Source organism: Streptomyces sp. STAM6 (assembly GCF_054963715.1).
The window spans coordinates 15,949-36,270 of the sequence record NZ_JBUEFZ010000028.1 but is presented as its reverse complement, the minus strand read 5'-3'; the positions used below and the strand labels follow the sequence as shown (position 1 = coordinate 36,270).

Here is a 20,322-nt window from a genome sequence, read left to right as displayed (position 1 = left end):
TGCTCGACCGTGATTGACCAGGAGGTGTGAACGATGGCTGTCGTTTCGACGGGCGCTGCCCTCAACCAGAAGTTCGTTCATCGCACTCCTGTGGTCTCCGGCTGACCTCTTCCTCTTTCCTCCGCGCAGAGCCGCGGTGCCGGGGCCACCCTTGTGAAGGGTTCCCCTTGTCTTCCTCCTTCTCCACCCACACTTCCCTCTCCCCGACCGCGCAGGCCCTCGCCGCTTACGGCTGGGACGCCGCGTGGGAGACCGAGTTCGCTCCCCACGCCGCCCAGGGGCTCGTCCCCGGCCGGGTCGTCCGCGTCGACCGCGGCCAGTGCGACGTCATCACCGCGGACGGGCTCGTCCGCGCCGACACCGCCTTCGTGACCCCGCACGACCCGCTGCGGGTCATCTGCACCGGCGACTGGGCAGCCGTCGAGACCGGCGGCAGCCCCCGCTACGTCCGCGCGTATCTGCCGCGCCGCACCGCGTTCGTACGCTCCACCTCCTCCCAGCGGTCGGAGGGTCAGATCCTCGCCGCCAACGTCGACCACGCGATCATCGCGGTGTCGCTCGCCGTCGAACTGGACCTCGGCCGGATCGAGCGGTTCCTCGCCCTGGCCTGGGAGTCGGGCGCCCAGCCCCTCGTGGTCCTGACCAAGGCGGACCTCGTGCCGGATCCGGTCGGGCTGTCGTACCTCGTCCAGGACGTCGAGACGACCGCGCCGGGTGTGCAGGTGCTGCCGGTCAGCTCCGCGACCGGCGAGGGGCTCGACGTGCTCGCCGCTGTCGTCGGCAGCGGCACCAGCGTGCTCCTCGGGGTGTCCGGCGCGGGCAAGTCGACCCTCGCCAACGCGCTGCTCGGCGAGGAGGTCATGACCGTCCGGGCGGCCCGCGACGTCGACGGCAAGGGCCGGCACACCACCACCACCCGCAACCTGCTCGCCCTCCCGGGCGGCGGCGTCCTCATCGACACCCCCGGGCTGCGGGGCGTCGGGCTCTGGGACGCCGAGACAGGCGTCGGCCAGGTCTTCTCGGAGATCGAGGAACTGGCCGCCCAGTGCCGCTTCCACGACTGCGCGCACGACGCGGAGCCCGGCTGTGCGGTGCTCGCGGCGATCGACGAGGGCACCCTGCCCGAACGCCGGCTGGAGAGTTACCGCAAGCTCCTGCGCGAGAACCAGCGCATCGTCGCCAAGACGGACGCCCGCGTGCGGGCCGAGATCCTCAAGGACTGGAAGCGCAAGGGCGCCGAAGGCCGAGCGGCCATGCAGGCCAAGCGCGGCGGCCGGATGCGGTGACCGGCCCGGGGCCGGCCGTGCCGGGCCCTCCGCCCCCCCAGCGTGGTGTCCGAAAACCGCCGGAACGGGCCGGCGGGGCGTGGGCACACTGGGGGCGTGATGGACGAGGAGACCAGGTACGAGGCGGTGAGCAGCCGCGACGCCCGCTTCGACGGAGAGTTCTTCTTCGCCGTCGCGACCACCGGCATCTACTGCCGGCCGAGCTGCCCCGCCCTCACCCCCAAGCGGAAGAACGTGCTCTTCTTCCCGACGGCGGCCGCCGCCCAGGGCCACGGCTTCCGCGCCTGCCGCCGCTGCAGGCCGGACGCCGTGCCCGGGTCGGCCGCGTGGAACGTGCGGGCCGATGTCGTCGGCCGTGCCATGCGCATGATCGGCGACGGGGTCGTCGACCGCGAGGGCGTACCCGGTCTCGCCGGACGGCTCGGCTACAGCCCCCGCCAGGTCCAGCGCCAGCTCAACGCCGAGCTCGGCGCCGGCCCGGTCGCCCTCGCCCGCGCCCAGCGAGCCCACACCGCCCGCGTCCTGCTCCAGACCACGGCCCTGCCCGTCACGGACGTCGCGTTCGCCTCCGGCTTCGCGAGCGTGCGCCAGTTCAACGACACGATCCGCCGCATCTACGCCCGGACCCCCAGCGAGCTGCGCACCGAATCCCGCACCGGGGCGCACCGCGCCTCGGCCCCCACCGCGCTCGCCGCGGGAATTCCGCTGCGGCTCGCCCACCGCGGGCCCTACGCCGCGGGTGAGGTGTTCGACCTGCTCGCCGCCGAGGCCGTCGACGGCATCGAGGAGGTGACCGGGCCCCCGGGCGCCCGCACCTACCGGCGCACCCTCCGCCTGCCGCACGGCTCCGGCGTCGCCGCCGTCGGGGAGAAGTCGGCCGGGCCCTGGCTGGAGGCCCGTGTCCACCCGGCCGACCTGCGTGATCTCACCACCGCCGTCCAGCGGCTGCGCCGGCTGTTCGACCTGGACGCCGACCCGTACGCGGTGGCGGAACGACTCGGCGCCGCCGCCCGGCTCGCACCGCTCGTCGCCGCCCGCCCCGGCCTGCGCTCTCCGGGCGCCGCCGAGCCGGAGGAGTTCGCGATACGGGCGGTCGTGGGACCCGCGGAGGCGGCACGGCTGGTCGAGGCGTACGGCACACCGCTCGACAGCCCCTGCGGCGGCCTCACCCGGCTCTTCCCCGAACCGGCGGAGCTCACCGCCCACCCGCAGGCCGGACCGCTGGCCACCGCCCTCGCCACCGGAGCCGTACGGCTGGACCCCGGGGCCGACCGCGAGGAGGCGGAGCGGATGCTGCGGGCGCTCCCCGCGGTGACCGAGCGGACCGCCGCGCTCATCCGGATGCGTGCCCTCGGCGACCCGGACGTCGCGCCGGACGCGCCGGCCGACCGCGAGGAGTTCCGGCCCTGGCGCTCCTACGCCACCCGGTACCTGGCGGCCTCAGCCGCCGAAGGTGGCACCCACCCACGTCCCGACGATCAGTAGGCACGCGAACAGTTCCACGAGCACGCTCGTGCCGATCGCCCGCATCACCGTGCGGGTGCCGGTCATGGCCTGCCCGTGGCCGCCGAGGCGGAGCCGCTCGCAGAGGTAGATCCCGCCGACGTAGCCGGGGATCGCGCCGATCACCGGCAGCAGGACGAACCCCAGCAGGGCGCCGATCCCCGCGTACGCCACCATGCGACGGGTCACCCCGACGCCCCGCAGCCGTCGGGCGGGCAGCTGCCAGACGATCACCTGGGTGAGGAGGAGCAACCCGGTCGTCCCGACGAGCAGCCACCAGGCGAGGGCGGTGCGCTCCTGGAGCGACCACCACATCACCGCGGCCCACACCAGCCAGGACCCCGGCACACCGGGGATGAGCACGCCGAACAGGCCGAGCAGCATCACCAGCCCCACCAGCACGAGCTGCCACACACCCATGGGGTCAGCGTGCCGGACCCGGCCTCTTCCCGCAGTCCACGGGGCTCCCTGAGAGCGAGTGTGCCGAAGCCGTGCCCCGCCGGGAGCGGGCCGGCCGGGCGCCGGAGGGACCGGGCTCCCGCCGGGAGAACAGGCCACTCGGGCGCCGGCGGGACCGGGCGGCGCCCCGGCGGGGCCCCCGGTGAGGCCGGAGGAGAACCGAGCCTTCACGAGAGGGCGCGGGAGACCCATCCGCGTTCGTAGGCCTGCCAGCCCAGCTGGAGGCGCGTGGTCACACCGGTCAGTTCCATCAGGCCCTTCACCCTGCGCTGCACCGTGCGCAGGCCGAGTTCCAGCTGTTTCGCCACGCTCGCGTCCGTCATGCCCGCGAGCAGCAGCGAGAGGATCTCCAGGTCCGTCTCGTCCGGTCCCGGCGCCGGGTCCTCCGCCGGCTCACCGTCCGCGCCGAGCCGCAGCGGCACGGCGTCCCGCCACACCGATTCGAACAGGGCCGTCAGTGACTCCAGCAGCCCGCTGGCGTGCACGACCAGGGCCGCCGGCTCGGCGCCGGGACCGGTCAGCTCCACCATGGCCAGCGAGCGGTCCACGACCACCAGCCGCGCCGGAACCCGGCCGGATACCCGGACGTGCTCCCCGCGGCCGAGCGCCTCCGAGAGTTCCGCGATCCCCCCGGAGCCCGCCAGCAGGTGCCGGTCGACCACCACCCGGCGGGCCGCCCCGTGGTCCACCGGCCGCGGCCGGACGCCGTCGCGGGGGCCGGTCACGGTGATCGGCCCGCCGGCGACCAGCGCGCACACCTCGTCCCTCGCCCCCAGCTGTGCCTGCAGGAACCGGTGCGCCACCGCGCGGGAGCCGGTCACCACCTCGATCAGGTCGTGCACGGCCGGTTCGGCGGCGTCGGCCCGGTACTCCTTCGCCAGCAGCGCCGCCGTCCGCTCCGCGCGCTCCAGCTCGTCCCTCTGACGGGTGAGCAGCGCGCCGAGGGCCACCGCCGGCGGCGCCGCCACCCACCGCCCCGTCCGCGACGAGGACTGCGCGGCCAGGCCCTGCGACTCCAGCCGCCGCAGCGCCCGCTCGGTGTCCGGCTCCGGCAGCGCCAGCCGGTGCGCGAGGTCCGTGACCTCGGCCGCTCCGAGGGCGACCAGCGCCCGGTAGGCCAACTCCTGCCGTTCGTCGAGACCTATCGCTGCGAGCACGTTCGCATCCACCCCTCGTTCCACACCCCTGGTCGTGGCGGGAACCGGCCACGGCGCGAACCCGCCGCGGACATCATCCCCACACGACCCGTCCGGCCGCCAATGGCCGCGGCGCACCAACACGAAGGAGGGGACGCGAAGTTCGGGATTCCGGGCACACCGGGGCAGACGGCCACCGAGGCGCCCACGATGTGGGACTTCCGCTCGAAAATCGACGAAACCGTCTACCCTCGAAGCCTGCCCCTCCTCTTCCCCCGGTACGACCTGCCGGAGGACGGGACGAACTCCCTTGCCGGCGGCCGAAGATCTGTGGACGGCCCGCGCGCCGGCGGCCGCGCGGGCCACACGCCCGCCCTCATCCACCTCGATTCGTGCCAACTCCGTCATCCCGGACCGTGATCCGCGCGTTCGACGTGCGTCGATCACGCCGGTCCGCCGGGCGTCCTTCCTGTGGGGGGTGGGGCCGCCCGGCGGACCTTTCACGATGACCACTTTTTCCCGATGCCCCGTTTTCGTACGCCTTCCGCGGTGGACAATGAAGGGCATGAGCCCACAGGGGGAGACGCCCGCCACCGGCTCGGACGACTGGTGGGAGAAGCTGTACGACGACACGGCACCCGACACGGCCCCGGCCGCCACGGGTGACACCCTGGACGACCGTTTCGACTCGGTGGCGGGCACGGTCGCCGCGCAGGAGCCCCTGCCGCCGCGGCCCGAACGGCCGCACGCCTGGTGGGAGTACCACTCGGCGCCGCAGAACCGGGCCCCTTGGGAGCCCCCGGAACCCGGCCACCCGCCCGCGCCGCCCAGTGCCTTCCCCGGCGCCCCGCCGCCCCCCGAGGCCTCACCCGCACCACCCGCACCGCCTGCTCCGTCCGCTCCGCCCCTGGCCCACGTCCCCGCCCCGCCCGAAGCGCCGCCCGGCTTCCCCGCCGCCGTCACCCCGGAAGCCCCGCCCGGGGCATCCACCACTCCCGGGGCCCCTCGTTCCGCGGCCCTCCAGCCGGTGCCCCGCCCCCGCGTCGAGCACCTCGGCGACGGCCCGCCCACCTACGAACCGGAACCCACCGCCCTGCCCCTCGCCCGCGCCCACGAACTGGACGAACTCGTCGCCGACACCGTCCTCGACGGCGCTCGGTACGGCACCTACACCCTGCGCGCCGCCTCCGTGCGCGGCGACTCCGCCCGGTATCGCGGCGAGCCCCGCCGTGACGCCCTGCTCACCGCCCGGTTCGGCACCGGCGGGGCCGCCCTGGTGCTGGTCGCCGTCGCCACCGGGGCCCGCGCCGCCGAGGCCGCCCACCTCGCCGCGGCCGACGCCTGCCGCTGGATCGGCGAGGCCGTCGGCCGCAGCCACACCCGCCTCTCCGAGGACATCAGGGCGGGCCGCCGCGGCGACCTGAAGTCCGGGCTGCAGCGGCTCACCGACCGCTCCTACGGGAAACTGCGTGCCCGCGCCGCCGAGCTCGGCGTGGCCCCCGAGGAGTACACCGCGAGCCTGCGCTGTCTGCTCCTCACCGCGGACCCGGGCTGCCGCACCCGGGTCTTCTTCGGCATCGGCGAGGGTGGTCTCTTCCGCCTTCGCGACGGCGTCTGGCAGGACCTCGAACCGTCCCTTCCCGAACCGGCCGCGGTCACCGGCGAGGCGGTCGTCGCGAGCGCGGCAGGATGGGGATCCAGCCGGTCGGAGGACGAGGGGGGCCCGCCGGCCTCCGAGACCGCCGAAGGCGACCGGCTGACCATGGACCTCGGCATCCCGACGCCCTCTTCGCCGTACATCGAGAGCCCTCTCCCGCCCGCCGAACCGTTCCGCTTCCGCGCCTCGGTGGCCCGCCCCGGCGACACCCTGCTGCTGGCGGGCAGCGGCTTCGCGGAACCGCTGCGCGGCGAACCGGCCCTCGCGAAGGAGCTCGCGGAACGCTGGGGCGGCGGCCGGCCGCCCGGCCTCGCGGCGTTCCTGGCCGACACCCAGCTCAGGGTGAAGGGATACGCCGATGACCGTACGAGTGTGGCCATCTGGGAGGCGTAACCGCGTCCGCCGTGAATGGATGGACCCATGGCCAAACAGAATGTGGCAGAACAGTTCGTCGACATCCTCGTCCGGGCCGGCGTCCAGCGGCTCTACGGCGTCGTCGGCGACAGCCTGAACCCCGTCGTCGACGCCATCCGCCGTACACCCGCCATCGACTGGATCCAGGTCAGGCACGAGGAGACCGCCGCGTTCGCGGCCGGCGCCGAGGCCCAGATCACCGGCAGGCTCGCCGCCTGCGCCGGATCCTGCGGCCCCGGCAACCTGCACCTCATCAACGGCCTGTACGACGCGCACCGCTCGATGGCCCCGGTCCTGGCCCTGGCCTCGCACATCCCGTCCGGTGAGATCGGCCTCGGCTACTTCCAGGAGACCCACCCCGACCGCCTGTTCCAGGAGTGCAGCCACTACAGCGAGCTCATCTCCAGCCCCAAGCAGATGCCGAGGCTGCTCCAGACGGCCATTCAGCACGCCATCGGCCGCAGCGGCGTGAGCGTGGTCTCCCTCCCCGGCGACATCGCCGACGAGCCCGCCCCCGACAAGGCGGTCGAGCACGCGCTGGTCACCTCACGCCCCACCGTCCGCCCCGGCGACGCCGAGATCGACGCGCTCGTCCGTATGATCGACGAGGCCGACCGGGTCACGCTCTTCTGCGGCAGCGGCACGGCGGGGGCGCACGCCGAGGTCATGCAGTTCGCTGAGCGGGTCAAGTCGCCCATCGGGCACGCCCTGCGCGGCAAGGAATGGATCCAGTACGACAATCCGTTCGACGTCGGCATGAGCGGGCTCCTCGGCTACGGTGCCGCCTACGAGGCCACCCACGAGTGCGATCTGCTCCTTCTCCTCGGCACCGACTTCCCGTACAACGCGTTCCTGCCCGACGACGTGCAGATCGCCCAGGTCGACATCCGGCCCGAGCACCTCGGACGCCGCTCCAAGCTCGACCTCGCCGTGTGGGGCGACGTGCGCGAGACGCTGCGCTGCCTCATCCCACGGGTCCGCGCCAAGACCGACCGCCGTTTCCTCGACAAGATGCTGAAGAAGCACGCCGACGCCCTGGAGGGGGTCGTCAAGGCGTACACCCGCAAGGTCGAGAAACACATCCCGATCCACCCCGAGTACGTCGCCTCCGTCCTGGACGACATCGCCGACGACGACGCCGTGTTCACCGTGGACACCGGCATGTGCAACGTGTGGGCGGCCCGCTACCTCTCGCCCAACGGCAGGCGCCGGATCATCGGGTCGTTCAGCCACGGCTCGATGGCCAACGCCCTGCCGCAGGCCATCGGCGCCCAGTTCACCGACCGCAAACGGCAGGTCGTCGCCATGTCGGGGGACGGCGGCTTCTCGATGCTGATGGGCGACTTCCTCACCCTCGTCCAGTACGACCTGCCGGTGAAGGTCGTCCTGTTCAACAATTCCTCCCTCGGCATGGTGGAGCTGGAGATGCTGGTCGCGGGCTTGCCGTCGTACGGCACCGCCAACCACAACCCGGACTTCGCCGGCATCGCCCGGGCCGCCGGCGCCCACGGCGTACGGGTGGAGAAACCCAAGCAGCTCGAAGGCGCGCTCAAGGACGCCTTCAAGCACAAGGGGCCGGCCCTGGTCGACGTCGTCACGGACCCCAACGCGCTGTCCATCCCACCGAAGATCAGTGCCGACATGGTGACCGGCTTCGCGCTGTCCGCCAGCAAGATCGTCCTGGACGGGGGAGTGGGCCGGATGCTCCAGATGGCTCGCTCCAACCTGCGCAACGTCCCCCGGCCCTGATCAGGCCGGAGTGAGCCGCAGGGTGAGGATCTGGAACGGCCGCAGGTCGAGCGCGAGACCCTCCGGGGCTGCCTCCAGCGGCCGTTCCAGCAGATCCGTCACCTGCGCCCGGGCCACCGGGAATCCGGTCGCCAGCGTGGTCCGCGCGCGGGAGCCGCACGACTCGTAGAGCCGTACGACCACGTCGCCGCTGCGGTCCTCGGCGAGCTTCACCGACTCGACCGTGACCGCCGGATGCCCGGTGTCCACCAGCGGGGCCAGCTCCGGCGCCGCGGCGGTGCGCAGCGGCAGGTTGAGCGCGAGGCCCTCGCGTACGGCACCGGCGGTCGAACAGCCGGGCAGCAGCGCATAGGTGAACCGGTGGCTGCCCAGATCGGTCTCGGGATCGGGGCTGTGCGGGGCCCGCAGCAGAGTGAGCCGCACGGTCGTGCCGAGCCCCTCCGCGTGCGGTACCCGCGTGACGTCGTGACCGTACGTCGAGTCGTTGACCAGCGCGATGCCGTAGGCCGGCTCGGCGACCCGCAGCCAGCGATGGGCGCAGATCTCGAACCGGGCCGCGTCCCACCCGGTGTTGGTGTGCGTCGGCCGGTGCACATGGCCGAACTGGATCTCCGCAGCCGACCGCTCGGCCTGCACATCGAGGGGGAAGGCGGCCTTCAGCACCTTCTCCGACTCCTGCCAGTCCACCTCCGAGACCACGTCGAGCCGTCCGCTCCCGGCCCGGAGCCGGATCTCCTGGGTGATCCGCGACCTTCCGAACGAGCGCACCACGCGCACGGCCGCCCCCAGCGGACCCTCCCCGGCCGGTGCGACGGACTCGGCACCGGTGAGATCGGTGTGCGTACGACGGTAGTGCCGGTCGATGTCCCAGGCGTCCCACTGGTTGGGGTGGTCGGGGTGCAGCTGGAGCAGGTTCCCCCGGGCGCCCGGGGCCAGGACCTCTCGCCCGGCGGTCAGGTCGCGCACGGAGCGCAGCGTCCCGTCCGCCGCGTCGACGACGATCCGGAGCAGTGCGTTCTCCAGCACGAAGCCGTCCGTGGTCCGGGTGAGGGTGACCGGCGCCGGCCGGCCGGGGGGCGCCGCGAGCGGCACCGTGCCCAGCGCCGGAACGCGGACCGCCGCGAGGGAACCGTCCGGCAGCTCCACGACCTCCTCGCGTTCGTACGGGGAGGCGTTGAGCACGGCGGGCCCGCCGCCGCCGAGCGCGGCCACCGCACCGGCGACGATCCCCTCCAGCGCGTCGCGCACCCGCGCATAGGTGTCCCGCGCCTCCCGGTGCACCCAGGCGATCGAGGAGCCCGGCAGGATGTCGTGGAACTGGTGCAGCAGCACCGTCTTCCAGATCCGGTCCAGCTCGTCGTACGGATAGGTGTACGACGGCGACCGCAGTGCCGCCGCCGTGGCCCACAACTCGGCCTCGCGCAGCAGGTGTTCGCTGCGCCGGTTGCCCTGCTTGGTCTTCGCCTGGGTCGTGTACGTGGCGCGGTGCAGCTCCAGGTACAGCTCGCCCGACCAGACCGGCGCCTCGGCGCCGTACTCCTCCTCCGCCGCCGCGAAGAACGCCGCGGGCGGCTCGACCGTCACACGCGGGGATCCCTCCAGGTCCCGCACCCGGCGTGCCTTCTCCATCATCTCCCGGGTCGGGCCGCCCCCGCCGTCACCCCACCCGAACGGCACGAGGGAGCGGGTCGCCCGCCCCTTCTCGGCGAAATTCCGTTCCGCGCGGGCCAGTTCGGCGCCATGGATCTGCGAGTTGTAGGTGTCCACCGGGGGGAAGTGGGTGAAGACGCGTGTGCCGTCGATGCCCTCCCACCAGAAGGTGTGGTGCGGCATCCGGTTGGTCTGGTTCCACGACAGCTTCTGCGTGAGGAACCAGCGCACCCCGGCGAGCTTCGCCAGCTGCGGGAACGCCGCCGTGTAGCCGAACGAGTCCGGCAGCCAGATCTCCCGGGTCTCCACGCCCAGCTCTTGTTCGAAGAACCGCTTGCCGTGCACCAGCTGCCGGGCCAGCGCCTCGCCGCCCGGCATGTTCGCGTCCGACTCGACCCACATCGAGCCCACCGGCGCCCAGGTGCCGTCCGAGACCGCCTGCCGGATCCGCTTCCAGACGTGCGGCTGGTGCTCCTTCACCCAGGCGTACTGCTGCGCCTGGGAGCAGGCGAAGACCAGCTCCGGATAGTCCCGGGCCAGTGCCGTGACGTTGGCGAAGGTCCGCGACGCCTTGCGCACCGTCTCCCGCAGCGGCCACAGCCACGCCGAGTCGATGTGCGCGTGCCCGGTCGCGGAGATTTGGTGCGCGCTCGCCGGCGCCGGGGACGCCAGTACGTCCCTCAGCTCCCCACGCGCGGCGGCCGCCGTCCCCGGCACGTCGTGCAGATCAAGGGCGTCGAGCATGCGCTCCAGGGCACGCAGGATCTCGTGCCCGCGCGACCGGTCGGCCGGAAGCTCCCGCATGAGCTCCGACAGCACCTCCGCGTCGAGGACGAGGTGCCAGACCTCCTCCTCCAGCACGGCCAGTTCGGCGGCCGCGAACCGGTACAACGGCCGGTCCCCGGCGGTCAGGACGTCCCCCAGCAGGGTCGGCTCGAAGTCGCGCAGCACCGCCGGGTTGGCCGCCGCCTCCAGCAACAGGTGCACCGGCTCACCGCCCCGCGCGGGCGCCGCCACCGGGACGTGCCGGTTGCGCGGATGGATGCCCTTGACCGGCACACCGCCGGCGTCGTACACCATGCCCTCCGCCTGGAAGCCGGGCCCGTCGCCGGTGAAACCGGGATCGACGACCGCCTCCACGCGCCGGCCGGCCCACTCCCGCGGCACGGTGCCGCGCAGCCGGAACCAGCTGGTCGACCAGGGTGCACCCCAGGGGGTGCCGGGCGCGAACGGCTCGTACGCCGCGCCGAGCGCCTCCGCGACGGGGACGGGCTCACCGGGTGCGTGCCAGGCCGCGATCGTCAGCGGAACCCGTTCCGTGTACTGCGCGGGGCGGATGAAGTGCCGCAGCGCCCTTTCGAGGCGTCCCTCCACCAGAGGGCGGTCGTCGTGCATGGTGGCTCCTTCGCTGCCGGCGGGGCGTGACCCCTTGAGAGGGCTTACCCCCGTGCGCCCTTCGTGCGCCCGTCCGCGAAGGGAACGAAAGGCGTGACGGCAAGTAGGCGGGGGCATGCATCCCGTGAGCCTGTTCGAGGGGAAGGGCCGAAGACGTGCGGGTGGGGGCTATGAGTGGGCGTCAGGGAGGGACCGTGACCGGGGGACGGGTGTCCGGAACGGGGCAGCCGGCACAGTGGCGCAAGTACGTGAGCTGCGCCGATCTCGCGGCCGTCCGGGACGTCAGGCGTGATCTGCGTGAGCTGTTGCGCCATCGGGGGGACGAGGACTCGGCCGATGTGGCGGAGCTCCTGACGAGCGAACTGGTGACCAATGCGCTGATCCATACCGACCACGGCGCGATCGTCACGGCGAGCGTGCTGCCCGGCCGCATCCGGGTGGAGGTCCGGGACTTCGACGCCGCGCCGCCGCGGCCTTACGTACCGGTGGCCGAGGAGAGCACGCACGGGCGGGGCCTGCTCCTGGTGAAGGCACTCGCCGACGCCTGGGGCGTGCTGACCCACGGCGTCGGCAAGGTGGTCTGGTTCGAACTCGACGGCGGACCCCTGTAGGAGACGGACGCGGGGGTCGCCTCCTACAGGGGTCCGGCTCTTCGGTCGCCTTCGTGGTGTTCGAGCGTGTGCCTGCGGTCGCCCGTGGCCGGTCAGCCGAACTGCTGCTCCAAATCCTTGAGCTTCCGCTCCAGGGAGTCGAGCCGCGGCAGGGTCTGGGTGTCGTCCTCGGCGGTCAGGTCGACCGTACGGGGCTCAGTGCCCCTGACGGCCTGGAGGGAGGGCCGGGGTCGAAGTGGCGCTTTTCCCTGGCCGGCTATGGCAGGCTCCGCGACGGACGCCCCCACGGCGGCCGGCGCGGAGCCCGAGGAAGAGTGCACGGCCTGGACCTCGACCTGCGGGGAACCCATGGGGGGCACGTCGACCTGGCGGCCGCCGCGCCCGGCGCCCCAGGCCCGGTGCTGACGGTTGAAGGCCTTCAGTCGTGCCCGGTCCAGCTTCTGCTGCTCGCGGCGGCGGAGCCGGTTCTGCTGTTTCTCCCGGCGGTCCTCGCGGACCTCCTCGACCGCCTCGTCCAGGGTGCGTACGCCCTCCAGGAGCATCAGCGACCAGGCGCCGAACGTCTCCCGGGGCGCCCGCAGCCACCGTACGATCCGGATCTGGGGCAGCGGCCGGGGAACCAGACCCTGCTCGCGCAGCGCGGAGCGGCGGGTCTGCTTCAGCGCCCGGTCGAACAGCACGGCGGCGGAGAGAGACATCCCGGCGAAGAACTGGGGAGCCCCGTCGTGGCCGAGGCCGCGCGGGGCGTGCACCCAGTTGAACCAGGCGGCGGCGCCGGCGAAGAGCCAGACCAGCAGGCGCGAGCCGAGGGCCGCGTCACCGTGGCTCGCCTCGCGCACCGCGAGGACCGAGCAGAACATGGCGGCGCCGTCGAGCCCGAAGGGGACGAGGTACTCCCAGCCGCCGGTCAGGCTGAGGTTTTGCCGGCCGAAGCCGACCAGGCCGTGGAAGGAGAGCGCGGCGGCCACCGCGGCACAGCAGAACAGCAGGAGGTAGGACGCGGTGCCGTAGACGGCCTCCTTGCGCCTTCGGCGTTCCTCGCTGCGTTCCCAGGAGTCGTCGGCCGCGGCCTTGTCGCCTGCGCGCTTGCCGCGCGTGAGCACCGCCACCGCCGCCAGGACCCCCACCAGCATCACGCCGCCGGGAAGCAGCCAGTCCAGCGATATGTCGGTCAGTCTCATGCGGTGTCCCTTGCATCGCTCACGGGAGGACGGTTCGGCGCCATATTGTCCGACTGCTCGTGAGCCTCAAGGGGTTTCCGCGCAAGAAAACGCCATTGGGGCGGCGCGGCATACAAATAGGTGCGATCTGGTCGAACCGGCGTACGGGTGAACCGAGTTGAGTTCGATTCTGGGCCACCCGGGGGAGTGGCATGGGCCGGGATTCCGCGGAGGCGCCGGCCCCCTCCCGCGGTCGCGCCGCGTGCCGGACCGGGCCGGCCGGCGTCAGGCGGACGCGCTCAGCTTGCGTACGCGGTCGGCGTCGCAGGTCCGCGGACAGGTGACGCAGGTGTCCTCGGGGCGCAGGGTGTAGAAGAGGCAGCAGCTCGCCCGGTCGCGGGTCGGCAGCGACTCACCGGACGGGCCGGTCAGCTCGCGGAAGCCGGCCGAGCCGACGTACGGCTTGGCCGTGCCCGGCAGCAGCCGCTCCAGCTCGGCCATGGCGCGCGGCTCCTCGCCCATCAGATGCGCCACGTACCACAGGCCCTCGACGATCTCGTCGGTCACCATGCCCCACAGGGCCCGCTTGCCGCGCCGCATCCGCGGACCGAAGCCGTCGAGGACGGGCCCGAAGTGCTCGGCCAGCGCCGCGCGCACCTCGGCGCGCAGGGCCTCCTCGTCCGGTACCACCCGGGCGCCGGGAAGCGCCGCCGCCGGGTCGCCCGGCAGGCACGAGAACTCCCGCACCCGGACCGTCATCCGGCCCAGCACCCGCTGGAAGGCGACGTCCCCGACGGGCAGGCGCGGGACCCGGCGGTTCAGGAACCACGGCACGGTGATCAGCAGGCAGGCGGGCCAGCCGTAGCGGTGCAGTCCGAAGCTGGCGATCACGTCCGGCCTGGCCCGCTGCCCGTAGTCCCGCAGCACCTGGGCGTCGTCCCAGGCCAGGAAGGTGTCCAGGGCGTCGCCGCCGGCGGCGAGTTCGTCCGCGCCGACCCAGCCCTCGCCGTGTTCGACGGGGGAGGCCCCCATGCCGCACGGTGATGTCTCGCCCTCGGCGAGCTCGCGCACACGCAGTCCCGGGAACACCTCGGTGAGGCGGCCGTAGGCGTCCGCGACGGGAGAGCTCACGGCGGGAAGCAGGGTGGGGACGGACATGCGGGACCACCGAATCGGGATCGTTAGCAGGTAAGCCTAACCTTACCCGATCTGCTCGGTGTTTACCGTGTTCTCTGGGGGGGCGTGCCCCCCGCACGCCCGAATGGCGGCCCGTGCGCCTATCGTGCACAGGGGGCCCGTTCACCGCGAGCCGGGCCCCGGCACCAGGCGGCAGGAGGACCCGAGTGGAGCAGGGCAGAGCGCGCGAGGCGGCGACCCCGCTCGCGCATCCCGCCGTCCGCGTCCCCGAACAGGCACGCGGCGAGCACACCCACAGCGAACCGGCGGCCCCGCACATCCCGCGCGTGGTACGGCGCCACTCCGTACGCGGCCAGATCCTCGACGCCCTGCGCACCGCGCTGGTCAGCGGGGAGCTCGCCCCCGGCGAGGTGTATTCGGCACCCGCCCTCGGCGAGCGGTTCGGCGTCTCGGCGACCCCCGTCAGGGAGGCGATGCAGCAGCTCGCCGTCGAGGGCGCCGTCGAGGTCGTACCGAACCGGGGCTTCCGCGTCATCGAGCGCACCCCGCTCGAGCTCGCCGAGCTCGCCGAGGTCCGCGCCCTCATCGAGGTCCCCGTGATGCTGCGCCTCGCCCGCACGGTCCCCGCCGAGCGCTGGGCCGAGCTGCGCCCCCTCGCCGAGGCCACGGCGGCGGCCGCCGCCCGCGGCGACCGGGCGCGCTACGCGGAGTCCGACCGGGCCTTCCACCGAGCCGTCCTCTCCCTCGCGGGCAACGAACAGCTCGTCGTGATCGCCGAGGACCTGCACCGCCGTGCCCAGTGGCCGCTGGTGAGCCGGCCCGCCACCCGCCGGGCCGACCTGGTCGCGGACGCCGCGGAACACGGCGCCCTGCTCGACGCGCTCGCCGCCCAGGACCTGCAGGTCGTGCAGTCACTGGTGCGGGAGCACTTCACCGGCGCGAAGGACTGACGGGACCGGGGCGTGCGCGGCGCGGTGTGGACGCTGGCGAACCAGCTCGGCGTGGTGGCCAGGACCCCGGACGAACTGCTGTCGGCCCTGCTGTCCGGCGGCCGGAGCGCGGTGCGCGTCAGCCTGCCCGCGGAGGAGCCCGAGGACGTCGCCGCGCTCCTGCGGCTCCTGGGGGACGTCGGCCATGTGCGGGTGACCGTCGAGGCGGCGGACGCGCCCGCCGCCCGCCCCCCGCTGGACCTGGACAACCCGGCGGCCGTCTGCGCGGCCGACCCGGCGCGCGCCACCGCGGCCTACGAGGTGGCGGACGGCGACCACGGCGGACTGCGGTCCGCCTGGCTGCGGGCCGGCCAGTCACTCATCCGCGACCAGCCCGCGGCCGAACGCGCCCTCGTCCTGCTCGCCGCCCTCGCCCCCGGCGCCGACCCGGGGCTGCGGCCCGCTCTCACCGAGCTGGCCGCGGCGGCGTCCTGGCGTCTGGCCGGCGCCCACCACGGGCCGGTCACCGCGCTCACCACGTACCGGGGCCGGCTGGTCGCGGCCGACCGGCGGGGCACCGTGCGCCTCCTGGACGACGTCCTCTCCGCCGGTCCGCGACCCAAGGCGCTGGCCTGCCTGCCGGACCGCACCCTGCTGCTGCTCGACGAACGCGGCCGGCTCCACACCCGCGGCGGAACGGGCACCCGGCTCACCCGGGCCGTCACGACCACCCTCGAACGCCACCCCGGCACCGCCCTCGCGACGGCCGGCGACCGGATACTGACGGGCGACCGCATGGGATCGGTCCACGCCTTCGGACTCGACGGGCTGCACCAGGCGGCCCTCCACTCCGGCCGCGTGACCGCCCTCACGGCGGTCGCCACCCCCGAGGGGTGCGAGGTGTACAGCGGGGGAGCGGACGGCACGGTCCGCCTCTGGTCTCCGGGACGTGCACCCCGCCGCACCCCGGTGACCCACCGCCCCCACGCCGTCGTCGCCCTGCACGCGGCCGACCCGGACACCGGCCGTTTCCTCGCGGTCGCCTGGTCCGACGGGCTGCTCGAACTCCACCGGCGGGGCGTCCGCCGCGCCGCCCGCTTCCGCCCGGGTCCGCCGATCCGGGCGGTCGCCGTCACCCCGGACGGCGAGACCGTCGTCGGCACGGACGAGTCGGCCGTGCGCCTGCGGCCCGTGTGAGGGTGGCGGCGGCTCGCGTCAGGCCGCGGCCTGCGGCGCCAGACGGGCCGCCAGCCACGTCGGTACGCCCCCGAGCAGCCGGAACAGCCGACGCGCCTCCTCCCGCAACCGCGCGGCCTCCGGCTCGGGTTCGGCGTCGGCGAGGGCGACCAGGGCGGGCGCCGTGCCGACGAGATAGCCCAGCTCCTCCCGGAGCCGCAGCGACTCGGCGAAACCGTGCCGGGCCTCCGCCAACTCGCCGTCCCGCAGCGCCAGTCCGGCCAGGTGCCGCCAGGTGAAGGAGAGCAGCAGCGTGTCGCCCTGGGTGGTGGCGCCCGCGTGGGCACGGCGGTACGCGGCGCGGGCGGCCTGCGGGGAGTCCGCCAGGTTCTGCGCGATCAGGCCCCGCCGGAAGTCCAGCAGCGGGCGGCCCGAGCCGGTGGGGGCGATCAGCGCCGCGGCCCTGCCGAGCGCCGCCCGAGCCTCGTCCGCCCGGTCCCGTACACCCAGCAGCGTCGAGGCGTACGCGAGGTAGCCGCGTTCGCAGGCCGCGGCGCCGCGCTCGTCGTTGTCCTGGGCGATCGCCTCGGCCGCGCGCAGCGCCTCCTCCGCCTCCTGCCAGCCCTGTTCGGTGTACAGACACCGCTCGATCAGCAGTGCCGCCCGCTGGAGCGCGATCGGCGGGGCGGCCGTGTGGGGTGCGAGGAGGGCGGCCGCGTCGGTCCAACAGCCGCGCGAGCGCAGCCGCCATACCGCGGTCTGGAGTGGATCGTCACTTGCGGTCGTTCCGGAACCAGACATGGCGGTATGCGCCACATTGCCCTCCCCGAGCGCGCCATTGAGCTGTTGAGTCCGGACGCATCTCAGCACGGATGGGTGTGCCCGGCCAAGAGGGTCAGGTGAATTGATTCACAATCAGCGGCGCACCGGACTCCCCTCCGCGCCGCCCCCAGGGCGGTCGGCCCCAGGCGTCCGCCGCGTTCCGGGAGGTCGTCGCCGTCAGGATGGCGAGGGGTTCGATTCCTCCGAAAAGGTGAATCCCGCCATGGTCACCGCGGCTGACGGGCAGCGATCCGCGGCGACTGCCTGACGTCGGAGCCGGGGGCGCGCGGTTCGTCGCCCACGGGCCGCGCGCCGGCGAACACGACGTGGTGCGCGGCGATCACGAGACGGCGCGCGGCTACGTTTCGAAAGTCCCGTCCGGCCGGGCCCCGCCCTCCGGGCGGACGACGCCACTTTCGAAGCACGCCTAGCGCGCCGCCGCCCAGTGCGCGGGCCGGGTGAGTCCGCGCGGCAGGCGGGTAGCGGCGTCGCCCCGGGCGGCGTTGACCTGGGGCTGGGTCAGGAACAGCGCGTCGGTCAGATCGGCGCCGGCGACGCGTGCGTCCCGGAGATCGGCGCCGAGGAGGTCCGCACGGCGCAGGTCCGCGCCGGTGAGGTCGGCGGCGATGAGGTAGGCACCCCGCAGGGTGGCGCCGCGGAGGTCGGCGTCCTTGAGGCGGGCTCCCATGAGGTCGGCGCCGCGGTGGTTCTTCTTTCGGCCGGGGACGCCCGACCGGACGAGCTCGCTGGTGCGGCCCAGGAGGTCGCCGACGACGGCACGGTGGGCGTTCACATCGAGGCCGGCGAGCTCGTCGGGGGCGAGCAGGGTGAGGCGTTCGGTCTCGGCCAGGACGCCGCGCAGCTCGGCGTGGAGCGATCGCGCGGCCTTCATCGACAGCGCGTCGGTCAGGTACCAGAGCAGTTCGTGCAGCTGGCGGACGACCGGGAAGGCGTCGAACATGCGCTGTGCCGTCTCCGGTTCGGCGCGCCAGTCGCGGCCGCCGAAGGTGACCTGGGAGACCTTCTGGCCGGCGCCGAAGCAGTCGTACACCGTGCAGCCGGAGTATCCGCTGTCGCGCAGCCGGGTGTGGATGCCGCAGCGGAAGTCCCGCTGGAGGTTGCCGCAGGGCTGCCCGGCCGGTTTGGTGGCGGCGAAGTCCGCGGACGCGGTGAAGGGCAGTGCCACGCAGCACAGACCGAAGCAGTTGGCGCAGTCTCCGCGCAGGGCGTCCTCGGGGTGTCCGGACATGGTGTCGTGCGTACCGTTTCTCGAAGGCGTGTTTCTCGAAGGCGTGTTTCGCGGCGTGTGCTTCTGCCGCCGGGCCCGGCCCGCCGTTGCGGGGACGGACGGGCCGTCAGGACATCCGCAGCGCCAGGAAGAAGTCCAGCTTGTCCTCCAGCCGGGACAGGTCCCGGCCGGTCAGCTGCTCGATGCGCCCGACCCGGTACCGCAGCGTGTTCACGTGCAGGTGCAGCCGGCTCGCGCACCGGGTCCAGGAGCCGTCGCAGTCCAGGAAGGCCTCCAGGGTGGGGATCAGCTCCGCCCGGTGCCGCCGGTCGTAGTCCCGCAGCGGGTCGAGCAGCCGCGCGGTGAACGCCCGGCGCACGTCGTCGGGGACGAACGGCAGCAGCAGGACGTGCGAGGCCAGCTCGTGGTGGCCCGCCGCGCACACCCGGCCCGGCCGTGCGGCCGCGACCCGGCGGGCGTGGCGCGCCTCCTCCAGCGCGCCGCGCAGCCCCTCGGCCGAGAGCACGGCGGCACTGACGCCGAGGGTCAGCCGGCCGTCGTCGGCGAGGCCGGCCGACAACGGGGCGCGCACGGAGGCCAGCAGCTCGTCCGCGTGCAGACCCGGACCGCCGATCCCGGCGGCGCCGGCCGTGCCCTCCCCGGCCTCTTCGCCGTCGGCCGCCCCCTCGCCGTCGACCTCGGGCGCGGCAGGCAGCGGGACCAGTGCGATCGCCTCGTCGCCGGTGTGCGCCACCGCGATCCGGTCGGCCGAGTCGGGGCCGACGGTCGCCGGGTCGACCAGGATCTCCTCCAGCAGGGCCTGGGCGACCGGGCCGCCCTCCGTGCCCGGCCCGGCGGCACCTTCGGGGCCCCACTCCACCCGAGCCACCACGACCTGCCAGTGGGGCGCCGTGCCGAGACCGGGCAGCAGCACGGGCGCCGCGACCCGCAGCCGGGCCGCGATCTCGGCCGGGGCGGCGCCCGTCTGGACCAGCTCCAGGACCTCCTGGGCGAGCCGGCGCCGCACCGTGCGGGCGGCGTCACGCCGGTCCCGCTCCACCGCGATCAGCTGCGTGACGCCCTGCAGCAGGTCCAGCCGGGCGGCCGGCCAGTCGCCCGCGTCGGCCTCGACGGCGAGCAGCCAGTCCGACAGGACCGTCTCACGGACGTCCCGGGACGCCGGGGCGGCCCCGCGCCCGGTGTTCCGGATCGGGAACAGGGAGTACGTCGTTCCACCGACCGTCACCCGGTGCGGGCCGCGTCGCCCGGTCCGGGTAGCGGCCAGGTGCTCGCCCGCCAGCCGGGCCCCCACCTCGGCCGTCAGCGGGGCGCCCGCCCCGGCGATCTGCCGGCCGGTCGGGGAGAGCACCCAGGCGCGGAGGTCCAGGTCGGAGCCGAGGAGGTCGAGCACGACCTCCGGGCCGCCGCCCGCCGGGCCGGAGGTCATCAGTCTTCTGTGGCGATCCACGACAGCCGCGAGATCACCGGCGCGCTCGCCCGACACCTGTCGAACGACATGCTCGGTGATCGTTGCGAATGCAACGGACTCGTTGACTGCGAAGAGTGGGAGCCGGTGGCGCAAACACGCCTCGACCAGATCGTCCGGGATCGCGCCGAGCTCGGCCTCGCCGGCCGCGAGCCCGGCCACGCCGGCTCCGCTGAGGATCCGGACGAACGGCTCCGAGTCGCCCGCGTCCCGGCGCCAGGCGAGGCCCGTGAGCACCAGCTCGCCGCCCGAAAGGTACCGGCTCGGGTCGCGCAGGTCCGTCGTCATCACGCCGCGGACCGTGCGGTCGAGTTCGTCCTCGCCGCCGAGCAGCCGCAGCCCCAGCGCGTCGGTTTCCAGCAGTGCGCGCAGCCGCATCTCGTCGCCGCCGATCTGTCTCGTGGAATGTCTCGTTGTGGTCGGTGACCTGTGGCCACCGTTTCCGGGGGGAAACGGAGAGGTTACTGCTCCCCGCCTTTCGTTCGAATCTACAAGACGAGGAGGGCGACCAGCCAACTCCTTCA

General features: G+C 73.9%; 15 protein-coding genes. 7 read left to right on the top strand and 8 right to left on the bottom strand.

The window, feature by feature from the left end:
• Window positions 1–167: 167 nt before the first annotated feature.
• The gene (rsgA, locus tag ACY34K_RS26120; RefSeq protein WP_462751241.1) at window positions 168–1,286 is read left to right on the top strand and encodes a ribosome small subunit-dependent GTPase A; all 1,119 of its coding nucleotides are present in this window, start codon (window positions 168–170) and stop codon (window positions 1,284–1,286) included.
• A gap of 99 nt (window positions 1,287–1,385) precedes the next feature.
• A complete protein-coding gene (locus tag ACY34K_RS26115; RefSeq protein ID WP_462751333.1) occupies window positions 1,386–2,771 on the top strand; it encodes a DNA-3-methyladenine glycosylase 2 family protein in 1,386 nt (461 codons plus the stop codon).
• Here ACY34K_RS26115 and ACY34K_RS26110 read toward each other — a convergent pair.
• Both ACY34K_RS26110 and ACY34K_RS26105 read right to left on the bottom strand, forming a co-directional pair.
• Window positions 2,727–3,209, bottom strand: coding sequence for a DUF456 domain-containing protein (locus ACY34K_RS26110; RefSeq protein WP_462751239.1), 483 nt, complete (start codon window positions 3,207–3,209; stop codon window positions 2,727–2,729). The genes ACY34K_RS26115 and ACY34K_RS26110 overlap by 45 nt on opposite strands.
• A gap of 206 nt (window positions 3,210–3,415) precedes the next feature.
• On the bottom strand, window positions 3,416–4,405 hold the full coding sequence (locus tag ACY34K_RS26105) for a helix-turn-helix domain-containing protein (RefSeq protein WP_462751237.1): 990 nt from the start codon (window positions 4,403–4,405) through the stop codon (window positions 3,416–3,418).
• Between the two features lie 544 nt (window positions 4,406–4,949).
• On the opposite strand from ACY34K_RS26105, the gene ACY34K_RS26100 reads away from it, so the two are divergent.
• The gene (locus ACY34K_RS26100) at window positions 4,950–6,434 is read left to right on the top strand and encodes a protein phosphatase 2C domain-containing protein (protein WP_462751235.1); all 1,485 of its coding nucleotides are present in this window, start codon (window positions 4,950–4,952) and stop codon (window positions 6,432–6,434) included.
• 27 nt (window positions 6,435–6,461) lie between these two features.
• Entirely contained in the window at window positions 6,462–8,204 is a 1,743-nt protein-coding gene (locus tag ACY34K_RS26095) for a pyruvate dehydrogenase (RefSeq protein ID WP_462751233.1), read from the top strand.
• Here the strand turns inward: ACY34K_RS26095 and ACY34K_RS26090 are convergent, their stop codons facing one another.
• On the bottom strand, window positions 8,205–11,249 hold the full coding sequence (locus ACY34K_RS26090) for an alpha-mannosidase (RefSeq protein WP_462751231.1): 3,045 nt from the start codon (window positions 11,247–11,249) through the stop codon (window positions 8,205–8,207).
• A 170-nt stretch (window positions 11,250–11,419) separates the two neighbouring features.
• Here ACY34K_RS26090 and ACY34K_RS26085 point away from each other — a divergent pair, with 170 nt between their 5' ends.
• Entirely contained in the window at window positions 11,420–11,860 is a 441-nt protein-coding gene (locus tag ACY34K_RS26085) for an ATP-binding protein (RefSeq protein ID WP_462751229.1), read from the top strand.
• A gap of 92 nt (window positions 11,861–11,952) precedes the next feature.
• Here the strand turns inward: ACY34K_RS26085 and ACY34K_RS26080 are convergent, their stop codons facing one another.
• Both ACY34K_RS26080 and ACY34K_RS26075 read right to left on the bottom strand, forming a co-directional pair.
• Window positions 11,953–13,041 carry a DUF2637 domain-containing protein gene (locus ACY34K_RS26080; RefSeq protein WP_462751227.1) on the bottom strand — a complete coding sequence of 363 codons (1,089 nt, stop codon included), beginning with the start codon at window positions 13,039–13,041 and terminating at the stop codon, window positions 11,953–11,955.
• Window positions 13,042–13,305: 264 nt separating this feature from the next.
• A complete protein-coding gene (locus ACY34K_RS26075) occupies window positions 13,306–14,178 on the bottom strand; it encodes a (2Fe-2S)-binding protein (RefSeq protein ID WP_462751225.1) in 873 nt (290 codons plus the stop codon).
• Window positions 14,179–14,363: 185 nt separating this feature from the next.
• Here ACY34K_RS26075 and ACY34K_RS26070 point away from each other — a divergent pair, with 185 nt between their 5' ends.
• Together ACY34K_RS26070 and ACY34K_RS26065 are read left to right on the top strand one after the other, a co-directional pair.
• Window positions 14,364–15,107 carry a GntR family transcriptional regulator gene (locus tag ACY34K_RS26070; protein ID WP_462751223.1) on the top strand — a complete coding sequence of 248 codons (744 nt, stop codon included), beginning with the start codon at window positions 14,364–14,366 and terminating at the stop codon, window positions 15,105–15,107.
• A 12-nt stretch (window positions 15,108–15,119) separates the two neighbouring features.
• Window positions 15,120–16,283, top strand: coding sequence for a WD40 repeat domain-containing protein (locus tag ACY34K_RS26065; protein WP_462751221.1), 1,164 nt, complete (start codon window positions 15,120–15,122; stop codon window positions 16,281–16,283).
• A gap of 18 nt (window positions 16,284–16,301) precedes the next feature.
• On the opposite strand, the gene ACY34K_RS26060 is transcribed toward ACY34K_RS26065, so the two are convergent.
• The 3 genes from ACY34K_RS26060 to ACY34K_RS26050 form a co-directional block, all read right to left on the bottom strand.
• Window positions 16,302–17,078, bottom strand: coding sequence for a hypothetical protein (locus tag ACY34K_RS26060; protein ID WP_462751219.1), 777 nt, complete (start codon window positions 17,076–17,078; stop codon window positions 16,302–16,304).
• Window positions 17,079–17,511: 433 nt separating this feature from the next.
• Entirely contained in the window at window positions 17,512–18,333 is an 822-nt protein-coding gene (locus tag ACY34K_RS26055) for a pentapeptide repeat-containing protein (RefSeq protein ID WP_462751217.1), read from the bottom strand.
• Between the two features lie 106 nt (window positions 18,334–18,439).
• The gene (locus ACY34K_RS26050; RefSeq protein ID WP_462751215.1) at window positions 18,440–20,176 is read right to left on the bottom strand and encodes a PucR family transcriptional regulator; all 1,737 of its coding nucleotides are present in this window, start codon (window positions 20,174–20,176) and stop codon (window positions 18,440–18,442) included.
• Window positions 20,177–20,322 lie beyond the last annotated feature (146 nt).

Coding starts and splice junctions, on each gene's coding strand:
- ACY34K_RS26055 (WP_462751217.1), bottom strand. CDS start 18,333: ATGTCCGGACACCCCGAGGACGCCCTGCGCGGAGACTGCGCCAACTGC.
- ACY34K_RS26050 (WP_462751215.1), bottom strand. CDS start 20,176: ATGCGGCTGCGCGCACTGCTGGAAACCGACGCGCTGGGGCTGCGGCTG.
- ACY34K_RS26095 (WP_462751233.1), top strand. CDS start 6,462: ATGGCCAAACAGAATGTGGCAGAACAGTTCGTCGACATCCTCGTCCGG.
- ACY34K_RS26085 (WP_462751229.1), top strand. CDS start 11,420: ATGAGTGGGCGTCAGGGAGGGACCGTGACCGGGGGACGGGTGTCCGGA.
- ACY34K_RS26080 (WP_462751227.1), bottom strand. CDS start 13,041: ATGAGACTGACCGACATATCGCTGGACTGGCTGCTTCCCGGCGGCGTG.
- ACY34K_RS26090 (WP_462751231.1), bottom strand. CDS start 11,249: ATGCACGACGACCGCCCTCTGGTGGAGGGACGCCTCGAAAGGGCGCTG.
- ACY34K_RS26115 (WP_462751333.1), top strand. CDS start 1,386: ATGGACGAGGAGACCAGGTACGAGGCGGTGAGCAGCCGCGACGCCCGC.
- ACY34K_RS26110 (WP_462751239.1), bottom strand. CDS start 3,209: ATGGGTGTGTGGCAGCTCGTGCTGGTGGGGCTGGTGATGCTGCTCGGC.
- ACY34K_RS26100 (WP_462751235.1), top strand. CDS start 4,950: ATGAGCCCACAGGGGGAGACGCCCGCCACCGGCTCGGACGACTGGTGG.
- ACY34K_RS26075 (WP_462751225.1), bottom strand. CDS start 14,178: ATGTCCGTCCCCACCCTGCTTCCCGCCGTGAGCTCTCCCGTCGCGGAC.